This is a genomic window from Nocardioides taihuensis (assembly GCF_042657275.1).
GTDB classification, from domain to species: domain Bacteria; phylum Actinomycetota; class Actinomycetes; order Propionibacteriales; family Nocardioidaceae; genus Nocardioides; species Nocardioides taihuensis.
On sequence record NZ_JBHSKD010000021.1, the window covers coordinates 15,277 to 33,665 of the forward strand.

Below are 18,389 nucleotides of genomic sequence, written 5' to 3' on the forward strand. Positions count from 1 at the left end.
TTTCCGTCGCGCGATCCCCTGTAGCTCAACTGGCAGAGCATTCGGCTGTTAACCGGAGGGTTGTTGGTTCGAGTCCAACCGGGGGAGCACAGCACCGGGACGGCCCGATCGGCGGAGCGAGAGCTCCCCGACCGGGCCGTTCCGTCGTCTGCGGCTGCGCCCTACTCGCCCCAGCCCATCGGGAACACCTCGAACGCCGCGCCGAAGGGGACGCCGAGCCGCTGCCCGGTGACCCGGGCGATGCCCTCGAGGAACTCGCGGGGGTCGAAGTTCTCCCAGCCGAGCCCCTCGATGTAGGCCTCGTGCGCCTGCAGCGAGGCGACGCCGAGGTCGAAGCTGTCGGTGATGTCCACGGCGTGCTCGGCACCGGGGGAACCGAAGGCCCACACCTCGCGCACCCCGTCCCAGGCGCCGAACCCGGCCGTGACCTGGTCGTTGAAGATCCAGCGGTTGCCGGCGTCGCGGACGGCGTCCAGCACGGCCCGCCCGACCGCGATGTGGTCGGCCTGGTTGAGGTTCTTGCCGCCCCAGGTGTCGCGGAAGTTCCCGGTGATCACGATGTCGGGCTCGTGCGTGCGGACCGCCTTGCAGATCAGGCGCCGCAGCTCGACGTTGTACTCCAGCACGCCGTCGGGGAGGCCGAGGAACTGGACCTCGTGCACCCCGACCAGCCGCGCGGACTCGATCTGCTCGGCCTCGCGCAGCGCCTTGGCCTGGTACGGCGCGAGCGCGTCGATGCCCGCCTCGCCGCTGGTGACCATGCAGTAGGCGATGTCCTTGCCCTGCGAGGTCCAGCGGGCCACCGCAGCGGCTGCGCCGAACTCCATGTCGTCGGGATGGGCCACGACGCACAGCGCGCGGTCCCAGTCCTCCGAGAGCGGGGTCAGGGGAGGCGGCCCCTGCTGCTTCTTCTTGCCGTTGCTCATGGGTCCGAGCATGCCAGCGATTCGCGCTTGTGGCCCGCACCGACGTCCGGTTGGGTGTCGCCATGGCGCAGGCGGGGGAGTGGGCGCAGGTGGGCCTGCGGCTCCCGCCGCGCAGCCCCGTCTGGGCGACCGAGGCGTTCCGCGACGAGCTGGTCGGCTGGGCGGCCGGGGAGGTCGGGGAGGTGCTGCGCGCGGAGCGCGTCAAGCTGCGGCCCTGGTCGACCGTGTGGCGGGTCGAGGCGGTCGCGGGCGTGTTCTACGCCAAGCAGAGCTGCGAGCTGCAGTCGTCCGAGACCGGTCTCGCCGCGCTGCTGGCGGACCTCGATCCGCACCGGGTCGTCGCCGTCGCCGCCACTGACGAGCGACGGGGGTTCCTGCTCACCCCCGACCACGGCCGCCCGTTGCGCGAGACCGCTGAGGAGGACGACCTCGAGGGCTGGGGCCGGGTGCTGCGCTCCGCCGCCGAGCTGCAGCGCGACCTCGTGCCGCACGTCGACGCGCTGCGCGAGGTCGGCCTCGCCACGATCGCGCCGGGCGACGCCCCGTCGTACGTCGCACAGCGCCTCGACTCGTTCGCCGCCCTGCCGCCGGAGCACCCGATGCGCCCGGACGCCGACACGGTCGCCGCGGTGGCGGCGCGACTCCCCGCCGTCCAGGAGTGGGCCGACGAGGTGGAGGCCCTCGGGCTGCCGCTCACCCTCAACCACAACGACCTCCACGACAACAACGTCTTCCACGTCGGCGCCGAGCTGCGCTTCTTCGACTTCGGCGACGCGCTGGTCACCGAGCCGCTGGGCGTGCTGCTGATCCCGCTCGACATGCTCGGCCGCCGCCTCGGTGCCGGGCCCGACGACCCGCGCCTCGTGGCGCTGGTCGAGCCGGTGCTCGAGGTGTGGAGCGACCTCGTCCCGCTCGCCGAGCTGCGCGCGGCGTTGCCGGCCGCACTCCGGCTCGGACGCCTCGGCCGGCTCGAGACCTGGCTGCGCTGCTGCCCGTCGATGACCGACACAGAACTGGCCGAGTGGGGTCCGGCCGTCGCCGACTGGCTCGGCACGCTCGCGCTCGACCCGCCGCTCGCGCGGCTGCCCGGCTGAGGCGCTCCAGCCCGGCGCCGGAGCTCGCGATACCTTCTGTCCTCCGGGGCGGTAGCTCAGCCGGTCAGAGCAGAGGACTCATAATCCTTGGGTCGTGGGTTCGAGCCCCACCCGCCCCACCAAAATGTTTCCGCAGGTCACCCCACGAATCACGCCCGTCGAGGCGTCGCTCGCTGCAACCGTTGGACCCCGTTTGGACCACGAGTCCGCGCCGGGCGGACCCGCCCGGGTGTCGGTGCCCCTTGGCAGGCTGGAGGGAATGACCGAGTACCAGAGTGTTGAGTTCCACCCGATGTACGGCGTGGTCGGCAAGTTCGTCATGTGCTTCGGCGAACTTGAGTTCTGGGTCTACTACGCGTTGGGGACGTTGACCGACCAGTGGTACGTAGACGTGGCAGCCCAGGGCTTGGGCAACGCCATAGAACGTCTCCGCAAGGAGGCCAAGCGACTGCCCGAGCCGCACCGCTCGCAGTTGCGTGACGAACTGCTCTGGGCCAAGGGCGCAACCGAACTGCGCAACGCCGTCATTCACGGCATGTGGTTCCCCGACCTCAATGACGAGGTGTACACGAGCCATCGACCCAAGCCCCTCCGCTTGACGGTCGAGGAGAAGGCCCAACGCACCGACGAGGAACGCAAGGCGCACCCGAAGATCAACAAGCGGTTCACCGGCGATCAACTGCTGGAGACCGCGTTGCGTGCAGGGAAGCTTGCGGGCTACATCCAGGTGGATGTGATGCGGGCTATCCCCGGCGATGACGACGACTTGGACTAAGGCGGCACATGCGACCTGCACAGGTATCCATAGGCCACAGGGGAGCAGTAGCGTCGGTGCAGAGTAGTTGAAGCGTGAACTACCGAACCGATGGAGGCTGTTAGGCCCGCGACTAGCAACACCCGACACGCTGTCTCTCGCTCGACCGGGGCGACCACCTGGACGCGCAAGGAGGGGGACGGGTGGAAGACCGACTGTCTCAACCACGGCGCGACGACCACCGCTCCCAACCGGGGCGCGGCGTGGAAGAACGGCTCGACCCCGGCTCAGTTCTGCCCGAAGTGCAAGGCCATCGCCAGCGGCAAGGGTGAGAAGCTTGCAGCCGGCCGGCTGGACCTGCCCACCCCCACCGCCAAGAGGGCCGCGCCGAAGAAGGCGCACCCAAGGCCACCCCGGCCAAGGCTGCCCCGAAGAAGCCCGCCACCGCCGAGGCGACCGCGACCAAGGCGGCCAAGTGATGACCCGGTTCGTCTGGGTCACCGACCAGAACGGCGAGCACTGCGCCGCAACGGTCGTCGGGGTCGGCAAGACCGCCCGGCCCGAGGCCGTGCAGGTCACCTTCCGCTTGCCCAACGGCGACACCCACAAGGCGACGATGCGCCCCGACGCGGTCATGCGCGAGGGCGACCCGTGGGGACCGGGCGGCAAGTTCATCGAGTCCGGCCTCAAGCCGGTGAAGGGTCGCGCCAAGGCCTGACCCCGACCGACCTCTGCCTGTTGGGTGGGGGTCGGATCACATGCGGGCGTCAAGGTGCGCCCGCCCCGAGCACGGGGGACGCCCGCAGGCGGGCGCACGGGCGGCAGCGTAGGGGCGCTGCATGAACGGCGCGGGGCCTGTCTAGGCGACCGGCAAGCGGCCCGTAGGCGGATGTGAAGCCCCTTGGCCAGCCGAACCCCCACCCGAGGGCCCTAAGTGGCGGCAATCCCCACTAACGGACCGGCAGGGTGTGTCCCCGCCGATCCGCTCCCGAGCCTCGGGCCGCGGACCCGGCGACGACGCACGCTCATGCCGAGTTGAGTGCGGAGGGCGGACGGCCAACGTCATACGGTTCGCCGGCCAGGACCGTCAGTTCGTACGACGTCCCGGAACGCACTCAACTGCCGATGAGCGCTCGGCGGACCGACCAGCCGTGTCACGATTGGCGTGTGCTGAACGAGACGCTGGTATCTCGCTTCTATGCGGAAGTGTGGAACGCCTGGGACGCGGACGCTGCTCGCGAACTGCTGCACCCAGAACTGAGGTTCCGCGGATCGTTGGGCAGACGCACGCAGGGGATTGCTGAGTTTCTCGGCTACGTCGCCGACGTCCGTGTCGCGTTCCCCGACTTTCACAACCACGTCGAGGATCTGGTCACTGATGGGCCGAGTGCGGTGGCACGACTGTCCTACTCCGGCACTCATCGCGGCACTGTTCTGGGCGCTCCACCGACCGGCAATCGCGTGGAGTACGACGGGATCGCGTGGTTCACCTGTAGCGCTGGCCGCATTGTTGACGGCTTCGTGCTAGGAGACATCGAGGCGCTGCGCGCCCAACTGGTTGCAGCCCCGACCAAGTAGTCCCGTCAGTGCACCGAAGGGCTCTTCGTCAAGACGTCGGCGGCAATGCACTCACCTGCCGCATAGCGTTTCGCTGCGGCCATACGGTCGTGCCCGTGTACGCGCGACCGGACTTTCGCGAGGTCGGGACCATCTCAACGCGCGGAGACGTGGGGTTGGCCATGACTCGGAACTACCTGGAGATGACCCGAGATTCGGTTCAGAAGTGGCAGATCCAGAAGGACGGCGCCCGCCGCCCCGGGCGGCGATGACGCTGACGGAATCCTCAACATCCGACAGGCGAGAACGTTCTCTTCGCCAGGGCCTCCAAAGTCCGCCAGCACGCCTGACTTCGCCACCGGCGGCCTCAGGACTCGCGCAGACCCCAGATGAAGGGGCGCTCTTCGGGCACGGTTTCCCTCCTCGCATCGAACCGTCCGATCCGGTCACGCTCCGTAGCCTTCGCAGCGTGTGTCTGCTGCCCACCTCCGGGCATGCCGCAGGATGGGCGGTCGTCGCATTCACGGGGCGACTCGTCCCCACATGTGGTTCGGCGTCCAGTTGGTCTCGGACGCCCACGTTCCGTGCTTGTCATCGAGAACGTAGGCCTGCGCGGGGTCATCGACCGGGACGGCGATCGTTGCGCTCCCCGCGTCGCCGGGGCGGGTGTCGTACTCGACCCAGGCGCTCGGGTAGAGCAGGGTCGTGCCGTCCGGGGACCATGCCACGGCGCGCGGGTACCACGACGTGCCGGCACCGATCGTCGGCGGTCGAATCGTCGTCAGCGATCCGTCGGCGACATCGGCCACCACGACCCGGTGCTCCTCCAAGCCGCCGCCAGGGATCAGCTGTTGCCAGGCGATGCGGTCCCCGGCCGGTGACCACTCCGGCCCGATGCCGTGGTTGGCGGTCCCCATCTCGTCGACCAGTCGCCGCGCGTTGCGGCCGTCCGCGTCAGCGACCCACAGGGACGACCCGGCCGACGGGTCGGCCGGGGCGACGCCGTCGCCGGCCCAGGCGAGCATCGACCCGTCCGGCGCCCACGTGAACTGGCTGGCCACCACGTCCGCCAGCTGACGCGTCTCGCCGGTCGACATCGAGTACACGCTGACCGGCGTCGGCCGCCCGTCGCCCGAACCCGGCCCGAGGTCGCCGGCCATCGCCAGCTCGTCGCTGCCCGGCCGCCACTCCACGTCCGAGGGCCACACGTCCGGCAGGTGCCGGACGGCGCCGGACTCGATCTCGATGACCAGGACCTCGCCCCCGCCCGGCACCGCCGCGTACGCGCCGTCCGGCGACCAGATCGGGCAGGGCCGCGGGATGACGTCGTCGGTGGCGCCGGTGAACCACGGCAGGTCGATCTGTGTCGGCTCCCCGGTGGTCCCGTCCCGCCCGACCGGGACGACGACGATCAGGGCGCCTCCGGAGGGGTGCTCCCACGTTCCGCCGGCGTACTGGCCGAACATCAGCCTCGTGCCGTCCGGTGACCAGGCCGGGCACGTCTCACCGGTCGCATCCGAGCCGGGGACCTTCACGGTGCGGCTCGCTGCGCCGGGTCGAACCAGGTGGATGTCGCCGTCACCGTCGAAGGCCAACCAGCCGTTCTCGCCGGTCGCCGGCGCCGGCAGGTGCGGGCCGGCCGGTTCGGGAGCCCCCCGGTCGGTGTCGAGGCCGGCGATCGCCAGGACCGTCCCGCCCACCGCGGTGGCGGTGACCGCGGCGACCGCGGCGAGCCGGGTGCCGCGCCTGCGTCGAGCCCGACGGTGCAGGTCGTCGAAGTCCGGCAGAGCACTACGCGCCGCAAGCCCCTCGACTGCGTCACGCAGCCCGGTGAACTCAGACATGGGGTCCCTCCTCTGCCACGAGCAGCTGGCCCAGGGCCGCCCGGCCCCGCGAGAGCCGCGACTTGACCGTCCCCGGAGGCACCCCGAGCGTTGCCGCCACGTCCTCGACACTGAGGTCAGCCAGGTGGTGCAACGCGATGGCCTCGCGCTCGCCCGCCGGAAGGCGCCGCAAGGCAGCCAGCAGCACCAGGTGCTGATCGGAGCCTGACGTCTCCCCGGCGCTTGCGTGGTCGACGAGACGGGGTTCCTCCACGAGCCGCGGCGCCAGACCGCGGAAGCGCTGCGCTCGGCGCCACCGGCGGCGGGCCAGGTTGACGGCAACCGTACGCAGCCACGCCTCCGGGTTGTCGAGGTCCAGCAGCCGTCCCGGCCGTTCCAGCCCGCGCACGAACGCCTCCTGAACCACGTCCTCAGCCTCCCGGACACTGCCCGTCACGCCGATGAGCTGCCCGAGCAGGCGCCGATAGGACGCTGCGTAGAGTTCCCGGATCCTGGCCTCGCTGCTGGCGTCGTCACCTGCCGCGCTGCCGCGCCCGCTCACGGTGTCGCCATCGGTGGCGCTCATGCGGCACCTCCCCTCGCATCACAAGCACGAGTCACGACAGGGTCGGTCAGGTTGCATCGTCCCGCGATATGGCCCGACTGGCCGAGCGGGCTGGACCGCCCGCCCTGCGACGGCCACGCCGGCATGCGGCAGGACGCCTCCACTCCCGCCGACGTCACTTCAAGCGCAGGCAGCTGCGTCCTGATCTGCCGATGCGCGGGCGATACTCAGCAGGTGCGCAGCGACTCGGGGAAACTGCGAGAGTTCGTGGGCTTCGTGTGCCCGGACGACGACTTCTGGGATCAGACCGGACTCCTGCTCCTGGCCCCGGATGTCACCGCGGCCGGCGTCGCCGCCCGCGACGCCTACGGCGACGGCTTCGAGTGTCGTTGTGGAACGCAGAGGACGCGACGACGCCAAGGTAGGCGCGATCGTGAAGCGCACCTCCGGCAGCTGGTTGCGCACTCATCAGCCGATGAGCGCTCGCGGCCACGTTCCCGTCCTGTCGCAGGTTCGATGGTCAAGCGCCGCGTGCTCGGCTTGCAGGAAACCACGATGTTCAGACGCACGGTCGGTGCGAGAGAATCCCGGCCCATGGAGAGCTCCCTTGGTCCGCTCGCCGACACCGGGTGGCAGGCCGCTCGCGCATTGGCACACCGGGCCTTTGTGGACGAGCCCTTCACAGTCGAGAGGTACGGGGAACCGATCCTGGATCGCTGGGGCGGGTCCTGGGCGCTGTACGCCTCCCTCGCAGGTACGCCGTCGACACTTGCCCTGGGAGCCAGGGCAGATGGAGCCTGACCCGCTTCTCCGGGAACGGGTGGTCGGGTGATCATGCTGTTCCTTCAGCGGTGTGGAGGGCCTGGGAGCGCGCGTTCTGGCATCACCGGCACCACTGCTGCTCGAAGTCGGTGGGTTGGAGCGCCGGGGCAAGCTGGGCTGATTGCGAGCCATGGCCGCTGGGTTCTCGGGCGCGCCCCGCCTGACTCTGCTGGTCCACCTGGTTCGCTGCTCGCGGGTTCGTGTCAACAGAAGTCTTCTCCTGTGATCGGCGCTCGCGGCCGATTCGAGGCATCCGGACACACCGACGCGAGCGCAGGGAGTCGAGGCGCCGCGCAGGTGGGGACGGTGTCGAGACCCTGGCTGAGCGAAGCCCCCGGAAGCGCACCAAGGGAGGTCGTCGCGCCCAGCCCGAAAACCTTGCGACCCTCCGTCACTACCGCATCACCCAAGTAAAGGACCTGGCGGGCGTTCTCGAGAACGGCATTCTGAGGGGGGCGGTGATCACACCTTGCCGACGTCGTGACATCGGCCAGTGGCGGGCGACGTCGCACTCGGAATCAGGGTGGGTGCCGACGGGTCTGGCGCGCATCCTCGGTCGATCTCGCCTCTTCGCGGCAGACTTCGGCCGTATGGGGGAACGAGGGAACGTGATCACGATCGTCGGCATCGCCGTGACGCTGGTCGGCTACTTCGGCCAGCACGGCCTGACGAGGCTCAGACAGCTGGAACCCGATCTCTTCGCCTGGTGGAACCGTTCTTGGTGGGTCCGGAGGGTGCGGGCCTCTGGCGCGATTACCCGACGGCCGTTCGATTGTTGGAGTTCTCTCTGACCGGACCAGGGCCGCGCTTGGCCAGTTCGGTGGTCGGGGCCGAGGATCTCAGGTGCTGGCCGCTGGGTGCTCCTCGCCTGACCGCTGGTCGCGCAGGCGCGCCAGCGCATCGCGAGCATGCGACTTGACCGTTCCCACGGAGATGCCGAGGGCGGCAGCCGTGTCGGCCTCGGTGAGGTCGTCGAAGTAGCGCAACACCAGCACGGCGCGTTGCCGCGGGGACAGCGTGCGCAGGTCCTCGAGCAGTGCGATGCGGTCGGTGCTGTCGTGATGCATCGCCTCGGGGACCGTGTCGGTGGTGACCTCTCGCCAGCGGTGTGCGCGCCATCGGCTCACGGACTCACGCGCGAGCACCTGCCGGACGTATGCCTCCGGGCGGTCCTTGATCCGCGACCACTTCGGCACCACCTTGACCAGCGCCGACTGCACGAGGTCCTCGGCGTCGTGATGATTGCCGGTGAGCAGGTACCCGGTCCGCAGCAGCGCGTCTCTCCGCGCGACCACGAACTCCTCGAAGGAGGCGTACCCGGTCATGACGCGCCGCCATCATCTGCGCCGAGTGCTTCACCGATCAGATCGGTGGCAAACCTGACCCGCATGAGCGGTCCTGAGCCCGCGGTGTCGACAACTTCCCGCACGGGCGCGTCCACCTGTGGAGCGGGGTCTTCGAACGGATAGTCGGCGCTGGGCCTTTCGACGGCGACGACTCTGCCGTTGCCGTCGTGAGTGAGCACGGTCTCCGAGCCGATGACGCCCACCACGTCGCACAGCACCAGCTCGTAGAACGGTCCCTTCCTGTCCTGGAAGGCTGGCTGACACGTGTGGTCAACGGATCGTTCGTCGTACCACGGGTCGATGCCTGCGCTGGTCCCGAGGGAGGACGACCCTGGGTAGGTGTACAGGTCGACCAGCCTGGGTGCGGTGCCTGGCTCCCACGTCCATCCGTCGGCGTCGGACCCAGCCGCAACGTGGCCGACGAGGTGGGTCGCATCGACCCAAGTGTACCCCGCGCGGACCCCGAACTCGAACGCCGGCTGGTAGATGTCGCCGGTGACCACGTCGCGCGCGACGAGCTCGCCCGTGGGGGAGGTATAGGCGATGCGGCGCCCGTCGGGCGACAGGGCGATCCCCGCGTCGAATGCGTCGTCGAGATTGAAGGACACGTCAATCGGGAGCGTCCCGAACTTTCCGGTCGCCGCCACCAGGCCGACGGCTTCGGGTGCACCGCCGTCCGTGGCGTAGATGCCGCCCTCCGCGCCGGGAGACAACCAGACCGCAGCCAGCGGTCCGGGGGTCTCCCCGAGGTCTGGCAGCTCCTCCCCCGCGGGGTACTCGATCGGCAGCGTGATGCCATTGCTCTCCGCCGGCGCGACGTCGGGGCGGTTGCCATCGCCATCTGCGAGGCGTACCCCGATGCCGATGCCGACGGCGCCCACGACCACCAAGGTGGCCGCGACTGCCGCGGTCCGAACGCGATGCGCACGTTTTCCGCGCGCCCAGAGCTCGGCCGCGGGTGCGCCTCCCGTCGGTGCCTCGTTGGCCAGCTCCGCCAGCCTGTCGCGCAGCGTGTCCATGACTGCCTCCAAATGCCTCACTCATAAGTACGCGATGAGTGAGGCATTTGGAGGGGTCAATCCGCCGAGCGGATGCCTCGAGTGCCCTACGCCGGACAAGAGGCCGGACATGGCAGCGCCACCAGGCCACGAAGATCAAGAATCCCGGGGACGCCGATACCACCAGACTCGTCGACGCACCCCGTCTGCGGCATCAGCGGACGGCTCAGGAAGCCCTTCGCCGGACCAGACCCCACACGAGCAACGCGACGAACGCCACGAAGACCAGGAACTCGGCAACACCGGTGCCGAACACACCGACACCCCAAGACTCCCTAGCGCATCCGACCGGCGGCGTGAGCGTGCGTGAGGACCGCTGCCGTTCGCTCCTCGCTGGTGACCTGGGGTCGGCGCATGCCCCATGGTCAGGTCGGCTACGTCGAGGGCTTGCGGGGACACATCGGCCACGCTCCGGTGATCATGACTTGCGCCGGATGCGCCGTGCTCGACGAGTCAGGTCGCGTGCTGCTGCAACGGCGTGGTGAAGCCGGGGGGCCGTGGGGTCTACCGGGGGGTGCCTTGGAACTCGGCGAGACCTTGGAAGCGGCCGCGTTGCGCGAGACACGGGAGGAAACCGGCCTCGACGTACGCCCAGACGAACTCCTCGGCGTCTACACCGGGCCTCTACACACCTATGCAAATGGCGATGTCGTGCAGGCGGTCGTCGTGGTGCTCACGGCAACACGGATCGGAGGCAACCTCTCGGCCGACGGTTCAGAAGCGGTCGACCTGAGGTGGTTCGCACCTGACGACCTGCCCACGCCGATCTTCGGTCCGCATGAGCCGATGCTTGATGATCTGCGACAGGGACGCCGAGGACGCTGGGTCTGAACCCTGGGGTCTCAGCACGTATCCGGGCCACGCGACCGGTCGGCATGCGCGGAAGGCTGACGACATCGACATCACCAGCCGCAGCGCGAGTCTGGGCGCGGGAACTGGCACATCAGTAGCCTGTCGTTGTGTCCCGCAGGTCGGAGCGACAAGCTGCCCAGGAGATTGTCACGGCATACCACGAAGCCCAGTTGGGTGAACTGGTACAGCACCTGGGCGACGCGTTCGACCGGGTTCCGCGCGGGTGAGCCCGACGCCTTTGAGGTAGACCACGTCGTCCTTGAGTTCAGCCGCGCCGCGAGGGAGCTCTGGAAGTTCTGCAACACCACCGACGTCGAGTTCACGGCGCAGGTCGTCTCCGAGCGCGCGCCGGCCGACTGGTGGGAGCGAGGCGCTCCCCGACGTCCGTGAGGCGTGGTCTTCTGATCGGTTACGACTTTCCTCACAGGTTCAAGGCGCCGGCTCCGCCGGCGCGCTCCCGGGGGCCCGCGCTGCGGGCGGCTCTGGAGCGCCGTCCTCGCGCACCCCGTCCGCCGCGAGGGTGGGAGCGACCCCGACCGTGGATTGCCCGGAGACCCGGCGGGGCTGGCTATCGGGGTCGCGGCGGGGGAGTGGGACGCTTCGGAGGGGTCCGCAACCAGTCCGCACCCGCGGTCGAATCGACTCGAAACCACTGCACTGGCGCGAACGACCTTTCCTTCAACTGAGCGGGATTCGCCGTTCCGGCCGTCTCTCGGAATGCTGTCCGAACACCCTCATCATCCTTGGGTCGTGGGTTCGAGCCCCACCCGCCCCACCTGGGTGTTGCCGTCGCAGGCACGCCTGCACACCGTGGGCGACGAGTAAGACGAGGCGAACCACTGGTGCAGTGAACGGACGCTCATCCGGCAGGGGAGTGCTGTTGGCCGTCCATCTGCCGTCCGGACCTCCCCGCAGAGCCAGGCAACGTCGCCCCCGAGCACCGGCAGGGGTCAGTCCTGCTTGCGCGCCTTCTTCCTGGCCTCCGCCAGGTCGCCGAGGCGCTTCGCGTCGGCGCGAGCGCGGCCGGCTGCCTGCTTGGCTCGGCGGGCGTCGTCCAGCTCGTTCTTCGACCTGCGCCGGGCCGCCTCCTTCTTGGCGTCGGCGGCGGTCTCGACGCCTGCCTGGCGCTCCTCGACGGCCGCGGTGCGGGTCGCGGCCCGCTTGTCGGCGGCGGCCTTCTTCGTCGCAGCCGACTTCGAGGCCTTGCGCCTGGCCTCCTGCTTGCCACGCGCCTCGGCAGCGGCGGCCTGCTCGAGTCCGGAGACGGCTCGCTGCTGGGCGGCCGTGCGCTTTCGGGCGGCCTCCTGACGGCCCGCGACGGCCGTCTCGCGGGCCTGCCGGCGGCTCTGGGCGGCTTCCTGCTCCAGACGGACAGCCGTCGCGAGCGTGGCGGCGCGTGTGGCGCGCTCGTTCCCCCGGTCGGTGATGTCGGTGTTGCGCAGGAGAGCGCCGGCGACCTTGTCGGCGGACCCGAGGGCGCGATCCAGACTCGTGCGCGGGACGGAGTCCTCGGGGAGCCGGTCGGCCAGGCTCCGGTCGACGAGGACGAGGGGGAGGCGAGCGATCTCGTAGGGAAGGGCGATGAGCTGCTTGATCATGGCGGTCCTCAGTTCTTGGTCCGGGCGCGCAGCTGCGCGGCCCGTTGGTCGGCGGCGATGGCCTCGCGCTCGAGCCGGAGCTCCTCAGCGGCGGCTCGCTGCTCGGTCGTTCTCGCGTCGGTCGCGATGGCCTCGGCCTCCCGGAGCCGGCTCTCGGCGAGCTTCTCCGCGGACTCCTCGGCAGCCTGCTGGCCGGCGGACTCCTGCAGGTCGGCCTCACGGGCGGCGACCGCGTGCTCGTCGTCGCGCTGCTGCTCGACGACGGACTCGTCGCGCTCGGCCTGGGCGCGTGCCGCGGCCTTCTGCTGTGCGGCCTCGCGACTGGCCTCGTTGACCTCCTGGGCCGCCTGCGCCCGCTCGGAGTCGGCGATGGCCTCCTGCGCCACGGCCTCGCGACGGTTGCGGGCCCCTGCCTGCCGGAGCTGTCCTTCCTCCACCAGGGTGTCCTTGCCGGTCACGGCGCCGGCCACCTCCTTGGCCCTCCCGGCGACGGTGTCCATCAACCCCTGCCGAGCCTCGGATGCTGCCTGGTCGTTCGTGTCGTTGCTCATGACCTCCAGTGCCCGCCCGCACCACCTGCACTCTCGCTCGCCGAGTGACCTGCGACTCGGCGCACCCGACTCCGACGGGTCGGATGAGGGTCCCGGTCGGGTCGGGCCGTTGGACCCTGATCGCTGAGGCGACCCCCTCCGTACGGTCGGTACGTGAGCACCGTCGGATCCCCGGCCGGTGATCGAGCCGCCGGCCTGCGAAGCCTGGACAGCGTCCTGGAGCACCTGCCTGCGCGGGTGGCGTACGTCGACCGCGACCTCCGGGTCCGGTTCGCCAACACCGCGGTGGCCCGGTGGTTCGGCCTGACGCTCGACGAGATCATCGGGATCGACATGCGCGAGCTGCTCGGCGACGCGACCTTCGAGCTGAACCGGCCGCACATCGTCGCCGCGCTCGCCGGCCACGGGCAGACCTTCGACCGGACCCTGGTCAACCACGAGGACGAGGTCCGGCACACCCAGGTCAGCTACGTCCCGGACAAGAGCGACGGTGAGGTCCACGGCTTCTTCGTGATGAACGTCGACGTCACCTCGCGCGTCGAGGCGCAGCAGGCGCTGGAGGAGGCACAGAGCCTCGCCCACCTCGGCAGCTGGTCGTACGTCGTCGCCACCGGCGAGATCATCTGGTCGCGCGAGCTCTACCGGATCTTCGGGGTCGAGGAGGGCTGCTTCACGCCGTCGCTCGAGGCGCTGAACGCGATGGTGCACGTCGACGACCGCGACGAGGTCGTCAGGCGTCGGGACCTCGCCATCAGCAGGGGCGTGCCGTACGAGGTGCACGCACGGATCTGCCGGCCCGACGGCACCGTCCGGGAGGTGGTCTCCCGCGCGCGCGCGGTCGTCGACGAGCACGACGACGTGGTCCGCCTGACGGGCACGCTGCAGGACGTCACGGAGGAGAACGAGGCTGCGCGCGAGCTCGCCCGCGTGAACACCGAGCTGGTGCAGCTGAACGAGCTGAACGCCGACGTCGTCGGCATCCTCGGGCACGACCTGCGCGGGCCGCTCGCCGTCGTCCTCGGCTACCTCACCCATCTCGACGAGGCCTGGGAGACGTCGTCCGAGGAGGAGCGCCGGGCGAACGTGAGTGAGGCCCGCTCGGCAGCCGTGGGGCTCCGCACCCTCCTCGACGACATCCTGGCGCTGGCCTCGGTGGAGTCGGGCATGATCATGGCCGAGGTGTCGAGCCACGACCTCGGCCACCTCGTGGACGAAGCGATCGCGGCAGTGCCCGGTCGCACCGACTTCGCCGTCCGGGGCGACCGTGGCCTCCAGGTGTGGTGCGACGCCTTCCACGTGCGGCAGATCATCGCCAACCTCGCCGGCAACGCGGTGCGGTACGGCGAACCGCCGTTCGTCATCACCCTCGAGGGCTGCGACGACACGGTGGCCGTCACGGTGACCGACGCCGGGCCGGGCGTGCCCGAGCAGTTCGTCGCGCACCTGTTCGACCGGTTCGCGCGGGGCCCCGGCGACCACCGGGCCGGCAGCGCCGGGCTGGGCCTCTACATCGCGCACCGTCTGGCCGAGGCCAACGACTGCACCCTGACCTACCGCCCCTGCCCGGCCGGACGCGGTGCCGAGTTCACGCTGACACTGCCGCGTGTGGGATAGGCCGCAAGGCCTTTGGCCTCTGGGAGCCAACCGTGCGCGCGACTAGGTTGGACGCATAGGGCTGCTCCACGGGGGAACGGCCGCTCTGAAGAAAGGCCAGTCGATGAAGAACACGACTCGTCACGCTGCCGCGGTCCTCGGGACGCTCGCCGCCGCGACCACCATGATTGCTGTGGCGCCCGCCCAGGCCGTCGACCTGGCGCCGAGCCACGTCACTGTCCGGACCACGGACGACACGCCCGCGTCCGGCGAGACCTTCCGCCTCAAGGGCGCTGCCTTCTCCATGGACGAGAAGGTGCCTGCCACCATCCGCGTGCAGGCCTGGCGCAACGGCGAATGGGTCCACCTGAACGGTGCCACGATGCACACGAACCAGATGGACACCTACAACATGCGCATCATCCTGCAGCAGAAGGGTGAGCGGACACTGCGCGTCGTCGCCAACCCTGACGGGGACGACATCAAGATCGCACGTCACCAGATCACGGTCACGGTCCACTGACCGCGGCCCGGCTCGTCCGCGCGCGGGCACGACCCGCGTCGCGGACGGGTCGGTCGTCGGTCGTGACCGGACGATCAGTCCCTCCGCAGCCGCGCGAGCGGGTCCGGCTGCTCTTCTGCCGAGGGAGCAGCGGCCCCGGCTTCCTTCGCCGCAGCCGCCCGAGGGGTGAACTGGCGCGCCTTCGACCCCTGCGGGACGAAGAGCCGCGTGCCGCGCTGGTCGGCGGGCTTCGACTCCTCGACCACGATCGGGTGCTCGCGCGCGTAGTCGTCCTGCCGGATGCCGGTCACCTGCCAGGACACCTTCGCGCCCGGCTTGCCACCCGCGATGACGAAACGGTTGTCCTCGATCTCGGACTTGACGTGCAGCCGCGGGCCCGGCGCCCCGATCGCGGTGAGCTGGTAGCGGTAGTCGCGGTTGAGGACGCCGAAGTAGTCGGGCAGCGTCACCTCGGCCTCGCCCGAGCCGTCGAGCACGACCACGCCGTTGTACACGTTCATCATGTCCGGCGACTCGACGAAGGAGTGCGACAGGTACTTGTGCTCGGGGTCGAGCGGGTGGTCGATGCGGAACGAGCCGGCTGACTTGTACAGCGTCCCCTGCACGGCCGCGTTGCCGATCGAGTAGAGGCCCCACGACGCTGATCCTCCGACCTGCCCCATGACCGCGTACCCGCCGCTGCCGTCGGCATAGCCGTAGACGCCGTACGACGGCCCCTGGCCCCACACGCCGACGTAGCTGGAGTCGCCCCGGACCCCGGCGGTGCGCGCGCCGAAGCCGCGCACCCCGTACTGGCCGCCTTCACCCTGGACCGCCGAGGAGTTCGTGTCCGAGCTGATGCCATGGACGCCGATGACCCCCTGGGCCTGGATGCCACGACCCGAACCGCTGTAGGCGTAGACCCCGTAGCTGGGTCCGTTGGCGTAGAGGCCGTACGTGCTCCCCGACGCGTAGACCCCGGTGGGGCCGTACCCGTACACCCCGTAGCTGGTGCCGGAGAAGATGCCGCCGTACGACCCGCCGGAGCCGACCACGCCGCTGTAGGCGCCGGACCCCTGCACCCCGATGTTGTTGGTCGACGTGCCGGCGACGCCGATCCCGCCCTGGGTGGTGCCGGCGACGCCGCTCCCGCTCGTGGACTGCCCCGTCACGCCCGAGCCCGCGGAGCTGACCCCGCTGACGCCGGTGCTGGTCGACGTCGTGCCGGTGTTGGTGCCCTGGACGACGCTCGCGGTGCTGCCCCGGACGTCGAGCACGACGGCGGGAGCGTTGGTACCGATGCCCACGAGGCCGGTGGGCGCGACGCGGAGCCGCTCCGTCGGTGTCCCGCCGCTGGGGGTGGTCTTGAAGATCAGGGGAGCCGTGTTCCTCGGGCCCAGGTAGTTCGTGCCGTCGGTGGTGATGCCCGTGTTCCCGCCGCACTTCCAGGCCGTGGTGGCGGACGCAGCGTCCGCCGGTGCGGCCGCGACGACACCGGCCACGCCCGCGGCGGCGGTGCCGCCCAGCACGAACATGGCCCGCCGACCCAACGTCGGTCGGTCCCGCGGCTCGAGCGCCTCACCCCCGGTGGCGCGGTCGCGGAGAGGGACTCGGGAGCCTGCGGGTGTCGTCATGGGAGCCTCGGCATCTCGTGCGGACGACATCCCGAGCTGCCAGCGAAGTGCGTGTCTCGCATCGTCCGACCGGGCCGACGGAATTGTCCAACCGCGTCCAGACCGGTCCTTCCTGTCAGGGACCGATGCGGTGCACACCCAGGGCCGTGCCGATCGCATCCTCCTCGTAGCGGAAGTGCGAGAGGAGCAGGGCGTGGAGGTGGGTGAACTGCCGGCTCAACCGCTCCACGGCCGACCGGTCGTCGTCACCGTCCCGGGCCAGCGCGACCAGGGTCTCGTCGACCCGCTCGAGGACGGCGTGGACCACCTCGTGCTCGAGGGTGAGCCGGTCGAGCACGTCACGCAGGCCGCCGTCCGCCGAACGCAGCGGCGGGTAGACCCACGCGTCCTCGATCTGGTGGTGGTGGGTGATCGCCCGGCACACCTGGCCGCACCAGGAGCCGAGCTGCTGGTAGGTCTCGGTGAGGCCGAGCGCGTGCACGGCCGCACGCGCCTCGCCGACGTCGGCGTCGCCCTGGACGACCCGGGCCACCACCTCGGCGACCGTGGCCAGCCCCTGCCGGAACATGTCGTGCACCGCAGCCAGGTGCTGACCGGCCTGCAGGTCGCCTGCCGTGGCCGTCGGGTACGACGGGGGAGCGGGCCGCTCGCTCTCGTCCCACCCGGGCAGGTCGTCCACGACCCCAGTGTCGCACCGGAGACCTCAGACCCCTTGGCCCCACTGCCCGCCGACCCCGTAGCCCGGCTGGGTGAAGACCGTGTAGCCGTGGATCCCGGCCCACGTTCGGGCGGCGTGCTCCAGCTGGCGGCTTCCACAGTTGAGGTAGTACTCCGCGAGATCGAGGTCGCCGTACGACATCAACGCCGTGGCGAGAGCGTCCTCGGTGCCGCGCTGCCCGATGTCGACGAGGGGATAGGCCAGGGCGATGTTCGACGGGTTCTGGAGGAGCGGCAGCAACGAGGTGACGTCACGCCTGAAGACCTGCACCAGTGCCGTGCCGGCCATCCCGTGCGTCGGGACGGTTGCTGCTCAGGATCTGCACCAGAGTCCCCCTGGACGACGGATTCCCGAGGATGCCCAGCGCCGTCACGGCGAGCCGACGCGCCGTACGCCACTCGGCGTCCGCCGCCGTCGTGCTCGTCGGTCGCAGCGCGACCCTCTCCACCGCAGGTGCGGAGCGACGATCCCCGAGCCGTTGCAGGGCATGGAGGGACGCGATGACGACGATGGCGTCGCGGGAGTCCAGGAGCCGCTCGACCGGCTTCACGGCGTCCCTGTCACCGATCCGTCCCAGGGCTGTCGTCGCGCTGACGACCACGTCCTGCCGGTGATCGGCCAGCAACGGCAGCAGCTCGTCGACCGCCTCCGCATCCGTGATGCCGGCCAGCGCCGTGGTCGCGCACCGTGCGACGCGTTGGTCCTTGCTCTGTGCGAGCTGGTGCAGTGTGGCGACACCCGCCTCGCCCTCGCGGGCGACTTCGTCCATGGCGCTGCACCGCGAGACCGCGGACAGGCTGGTGTCCTTGGCGCGACTGATGTCGTCCTCGAGCGAGCTGCCGCAGCCGGACACCACGAGGGCTGTCGTAGCGGCCAGGGCAGCGGCCCGCATCAGGCGTCCGTGTCGCGTGCGAGTCAGGTGAGCAGAGTTCGGAAAGAGCGCATCGCAGAACCTCCTCCGGGTCAGGGCTCGCAGGTCCCCGAGCCGTCCGCGGG

General features: G+C 70.3%; 20 protein-coding genes and 2 tRNA genes. 11 read left to right on the forward strand and 11 right to left on the reverse strand.

Annotation, left to right across the window (positions count from 1 at the left end):
- The first annotated feature begins 14 nt into the window (after positions 1 to 14).
- Positions 15 to 87, forward strand: a tRNA-Asn gene (locus ACFPGP_RS16105).
- 74 nt (positions 88 to 161) lie between these two features.
- Here the strand turns inward: ACFPGP_RS16105 and ACFPGP_RS16110 are convergent.
- On the reverse strand, positions 162 to 926 hold the full coding sequence (locus ACFPGP_RS16110) for a PIG-L deacetylase family protein (RefSeq protein WP_378591787.1): 765 nt from the start codon (positions 924 to 926) through the stop codon (positions 162 to 164).
- A 62-nt stretch (positions 927 to 988) separates the two neighbouring features.
- Here ACFPGP_RS16110 and ACFPGP_RS16115 point away from each other — a divergent pair, with 62 nt between their 5' ends.
- The 5 genes from ACFPGP_RS16115 (at position 989) to ACFPGP_RS16135 (ending at position 4,352) form a co-directional block, all read left to right on the forward strand.
- Positions 989 to 2,020 carry a hypothetical protein gene (locus tag ACFPGP_RS16115; protein WP_378591788.1) on the forward strand — a complete coding sequence of 344 codons (1,032 nt, stop codon included), beginning with the start codon at positions 989 to 991 and terminating at the stop codon, positions 2,018 to 2,020.
- 45 nt (positions 2,021 to 2,065) lie between these two features.
- Positions 2,066 to 2,142 (forward strand) — tRNA-Ile (locus ACFPGP_RS16120).
- A 137-nt stretch (positions 2,143 to 2,279) separates the two neighbouring features.
- On the forward strand, positions 2,280 to 2,795 hold the full coding sequence (locus ACFPGP_RS16125; RefSeq protein ID WP_378591789.1) for a hypothetical protein: 516 nt from the start codon (positions 2,280 to 2,282) through the stop codon (positions 2,793 to 2,795).
- A 457-nt stretch (positions 2,796 to 3,252) separates the two neighbouring features.
- Complete coding sequence (locus ACFPGP_RS16130) at positions 3,253 to 3,492, forward strand: hypothetical protein (RefSeq protein ID WP_378591790.1); 240 nt, start codon at positions 3,253 to 3,255, stop codon at positions 3,490 to 3,492.
- Between the two features lie 449 nt (positions 3,493 to 3,941).
- Entirely contained in the window at positions 3,942 to 4,352 is a 411-nt protein-coding gene (locus tag ACFPGP_RS16135) for an ester cyclase (RefSeq protein WP_378591792.1), read from the forward strand.
- A gap of 500 nt (positions 4,353 to 4,852) precedes the next feature.
- Here the strand turns inward: ACFPGP_RS16135 and ACFPGP_RS16140 are convergent, their stop codons facing one another.
- Complete coding sequence (locus ACFPGP_RS16140; protein ID WP_378591793.1) at positions 4,853 to 6,175, reverse strand: TolB family protein; 1,323 nt, start codon at positions 6,173 to 6,175, stop codon at positions 4,853 to 4,855.
- Positions 6,168 to 6,740, reverse strand: coding sequence for an RNA polymerase sigma factor (locus tag ACFPGP_RS16145; RefSeq protein ID WP_378591795.1), 573 nt, complete (start codon positions 6,738 to 6,740; stop codon positions 6,168 to 6,170). Before ACFPGP_RS16145 ends, ACFPGP_RS16140 begins: the two co-directional genes overlap by 8 nt.
- A 1,409-nt stretch (positions 6,741 to 8,149) precedes the next feature.
- Between ACFPGP_RS16145 and ACFPGP_RS16150 the strand changes: the two genes are divergently transcribed.
- Entirely contained in the window at positions 8,150 to 8,332 is a 183-nt protein-coding gene (locus ACFPGP_RS16150) for a hypothetical protein (protein WP_378591796.1), read from the forward strand.
- Positions 8,333 to 8,380: 48 nt separating this feature from the next.
- Here ACFPGP_RS16150 and ACFPGP_RS16155 read toward each other — a convergent pair whose 3' ends face one another.
- Both ACFPGP_RS16155 and ACFPGP_RS16160 read right to left on the reverse strand, forming a co-directional pair.
- A complete protein-coding gene (locus ACFPGP_RS16155) occupies positions 8,381 to 8,866 on the reverse strand; it encodes a SigE family RNA polymerase sigma factor (RefSeq protein ID WP_378591797.1) in 486 nt (161 codons plus the stop codon).
- On the reverse strand, positions 8,863 to 9,906 hold the full coding sequence (locus tag ACFPGP_RS16160; RefSeq protein WP_378591799.1) for a hypothetical protein: 1,044 nt from the start codon (positions 9,904 to 9,906) through the stop codon (positions 8,863 to 8,865). The genes ACFPGP_RS16155 and ACFPGP_RS16160 overlap by 4 nt, the downstream gene beginning before the upstream one ends.
- 393 nt (positions 9,907 to 10,299) lie before the next feature.
- On the opposite strand from ACFPGP_RS16160, the gene ACFPGP_RS16165 reads away from it, so the two are divergent.
- Both ACFPGP_RS16165 and ACFPGP_RS16170 read left to right on the forward strand, forming a co-directional pair.
- Positions 10,300 to 10,776, forward strand: coding sequence for an NUDIX hydrolase (locus ACFPGP_RS16165; RefSeq protein WP_378591800.1), 477 nt, complete (start codon positions 10,300 to 10,302; stop codon positions 10,774 to 10,776).
- Positions 10,777 to 10,971: 195 nt separating this feature from the next.
- A complete protein-coding gene (locus tag ACFPGP_RS16170) occupies positions 10,972 to 11,187 on the forward strand; it encodes a hypothetical protein (RefSeq protein WP_378591802.1) in 216 nt (71 codons plus the stop codon).
- 560 nt (positions 11,188 to 11,747) lie between these two features.
- On the opposite strand, the gene ACFPGP_RS16175 is transcribed toward ACFPGP_RS16170, so the two are convergent.
- Positions 11,748 to 12,395 (reverse strand): hypothetical protein, encoded by a 648-nt coding sequence (locus tag ACFPGP_RS16175; RefSeq protein WP_378591803.1) that lies wholly within the window; start codon positions 12,393 to 12,395, stop codon positions 11,748 to 11,750.
- 8 nt (positions 12,396 to 12,403) lie between these two features.
- Positions 12,404 to 12,946: a hypothetical protein gene (locus tag ACFPGP_RS16180; protein WP_378591805.1), complete on the reverse strand. Its 543-nt coding sequence runs from the start codon at positions 12,944 to 12,946 to the stop codon at positions 12,404 to 12,406.
- A 153-nt stretch (positions 12,947 to 13,099) separates the two neighbouring features.
- On the opposite strand from ACFPGP_RS16180, the gene ACFPGP_RS16185 reads away from it, so the two are divergent.
- A complete protein-coding gene (locus ACFPGP_RS16185) occupies positions 13,100 to 14,560 on the forward strand; it encodes a sensor histidine kinase (protein ID WP_378591806.1) in 1,461 nt (486 codons plus the stop codon).
- A 103-nt stretch (positions 14,561 to 14,663) separates the two neighbouring features.
- Positions 14,664 to 15,062 (forward strand): hypothetical protein, encoded by a 399-nt coding sequence (locus ACFPGP_RS16190; RefSeq protein WP_378591807.1) that lies wholly within the window; start codon positions 14,664 to 14,666, stop codon positions 15,060 to 15,062.
- A 74-nt stretch (positions 15,063 to 15,136) separates the two neighbouring features.
- Here ACFPGP_RS16190 and ACFPGP_RS16195 read toward each other — a convergent pair whose 3' ends face one another.
- The 4 genes from ACFPGP_RS16195 to ACFPGP_RS16210 form a co-directional block, all read right to left on the reverse strand.
- Complete coding sequence (locus ACFPGP_RS16195) at positions 15,137 to 16,675, reverse strand: autotransporter outer membrane beta-barrel domain-containing protein (RefSeq protein WP_378591808.1); 1,539 nt, start codon at positions 16,673 to 16,675, stop codon at positions 15,137 to 15,139.
- Positions 16,676 to 16,790: 115 nt separating this feature from the next.
- Positions 16,791 to 17,354, reverse strand: coding sequence for a hemerythrin domain-containing protein (locus ACFPGP_RS16200; RefSeq protein ID WP_378591810.1), 564 nt, complete (start codon positions 17,352 to 17,354; stop codon positions 16,791 to 16,793).
- A 24-nt stretch (positions 17,355 to 17,378) separates the two neighbouring features.
- Positions 17,379 to 17,681, reverse strand: coding sequence for a hypothetical protein (locus ACFPGP_RS16205; RefSeq protein ID WP_378591811.1), 303 nt, complete (start codon positions 17,679 to 17,681; stop codon positions 17,379 to 17,381).
- Positions 17,644 to 18,285: a HEAT repeat domain-containing protein gene (locus ACFPGP_RS16210; protein ID WP_378591812.1), complete on the reverse strand. Its 642-nt coding sequence runs from the start codon at positions 18,283 to 18,285 to the stop codon at positions 17,644 to 17,646. Before ACFPGP_RS16210 ends, ACFPGP_RS16205 begins: the two co-directional genes overlap by 38 nt.
- Between the last annotated feature and the right edge of the window lie 104 nt (positions 18,286 to 18,389).

Bases quoted from the DNA above. Each gene is read 5' to 3' on its own strand.
- ACFPGP_RS16175 (WP_378591803.1), bottom strand. From the start codon at position 12,395: ATGATCAAGCAGCTCATCGCCCTTCCCTACGAGATCGCTCGCCTCCCC.
- ACFPGP_RS16190 (WP_378591807.1), top strand. From the start codon at position 14,664: ATGAAGAACACGACTCGTCACGCTGCCGCGGTCCTCGGGACGCTCGCC.
- ACFPGP_RS16145 (WP_378591795.1), bottom strand. From the start codon at position 6,740: ATGAGCGCCACCGATGGCGACACCGTGAGCGGGCGCGGCAGCGCGGCA.
- ACFPGP_RS16130 (WP_378591790.1), top strand. From the start codon at position 3,253: ATGACCCGGTTCGTCTGGGTCACCGACCAGAACGGCGAGCACTGCGCC.
- ACFPGP_RS16155 (WP_378591797.1), bottom strand. From the start codon at position 8,866: ATGACCGGGTACGCCTCCTTCGAGGAGTTCGTGGTCGCGCGGAGAGAC.
- ACFPGP_RS16165 (WP_378591800.1), top strand. From the start codon at position 10,300: ATGCCCCATGGTCAGGTCGGCTACGTCGAGGGCTTGCGGGGACACATC.
- ACFPGP_RS16140 (WP_378591793.1), bottom strand. From the start codon at position 6,175: ATGTCTGAGTTCACCGGGCTGCGTGACGCAGTCGAGGGGCTTGCGGCG.
- ACFPGP_RS16180 (WP_378591805.1), bottom strand. From the start codon at position 12,946: ATGAGCAACGACACGAACGACCAGGCAGCATCCGAGGCTCGGCAGGGG.
- ACFPGP_RS16160 (WP_378591799.1), bottom strand. From the start codon at position 9,906: ATGGACACGCTGCGCGACAGGCTGGCGGAGCTGGCCAACGAGGCACCG.
- ACFPGP_RS16115 (WP_378591788.1), top strand. From the start codon at position 989: ATGGCGCAGGCGGGGGAGTGGGCGCAGGTGGGCCTGCGGCTCCCGCCG.
- ACFPGP_RS16210 (WP_378591812.1), bottom strand. From the start codon at position 18,285: ATGCGGGCCGCTGCCCTGGCCGCTACGACAGCCCTCGTGGTGTCCGGC.
- ACFPGP_RS16205 (WP_378591811.1), bottom strand. From the start codon at position 17,681: ATGGCCGGCACGGCACTGGTGCAGGTCTTCAGGCGTGACGTCACCTCG.
- ACFPGP_RS16110 (WP_378591787.1), bottom strand. From the start codon at position 926: ATGAGCAACGGCAAGAAGAAGCAGCAGGGGCCGCCTCCCCTGACCCCG.
- ACFPGP_RS16125 (WP_378591789.1), top strand. From the start codon at position 2,280: ATGACCGAGTACCAGAGTGTTGAGTTCCACCCGATGTACGGCGTGGTC.
- ACFPGP_RS16195 (WP_378591808.1), bottom strand. From the start codon at position 16,675: ATGACGACACCCGCAGGCTCCCGAGTCCCTCTCCGCGACCGCGCCACC.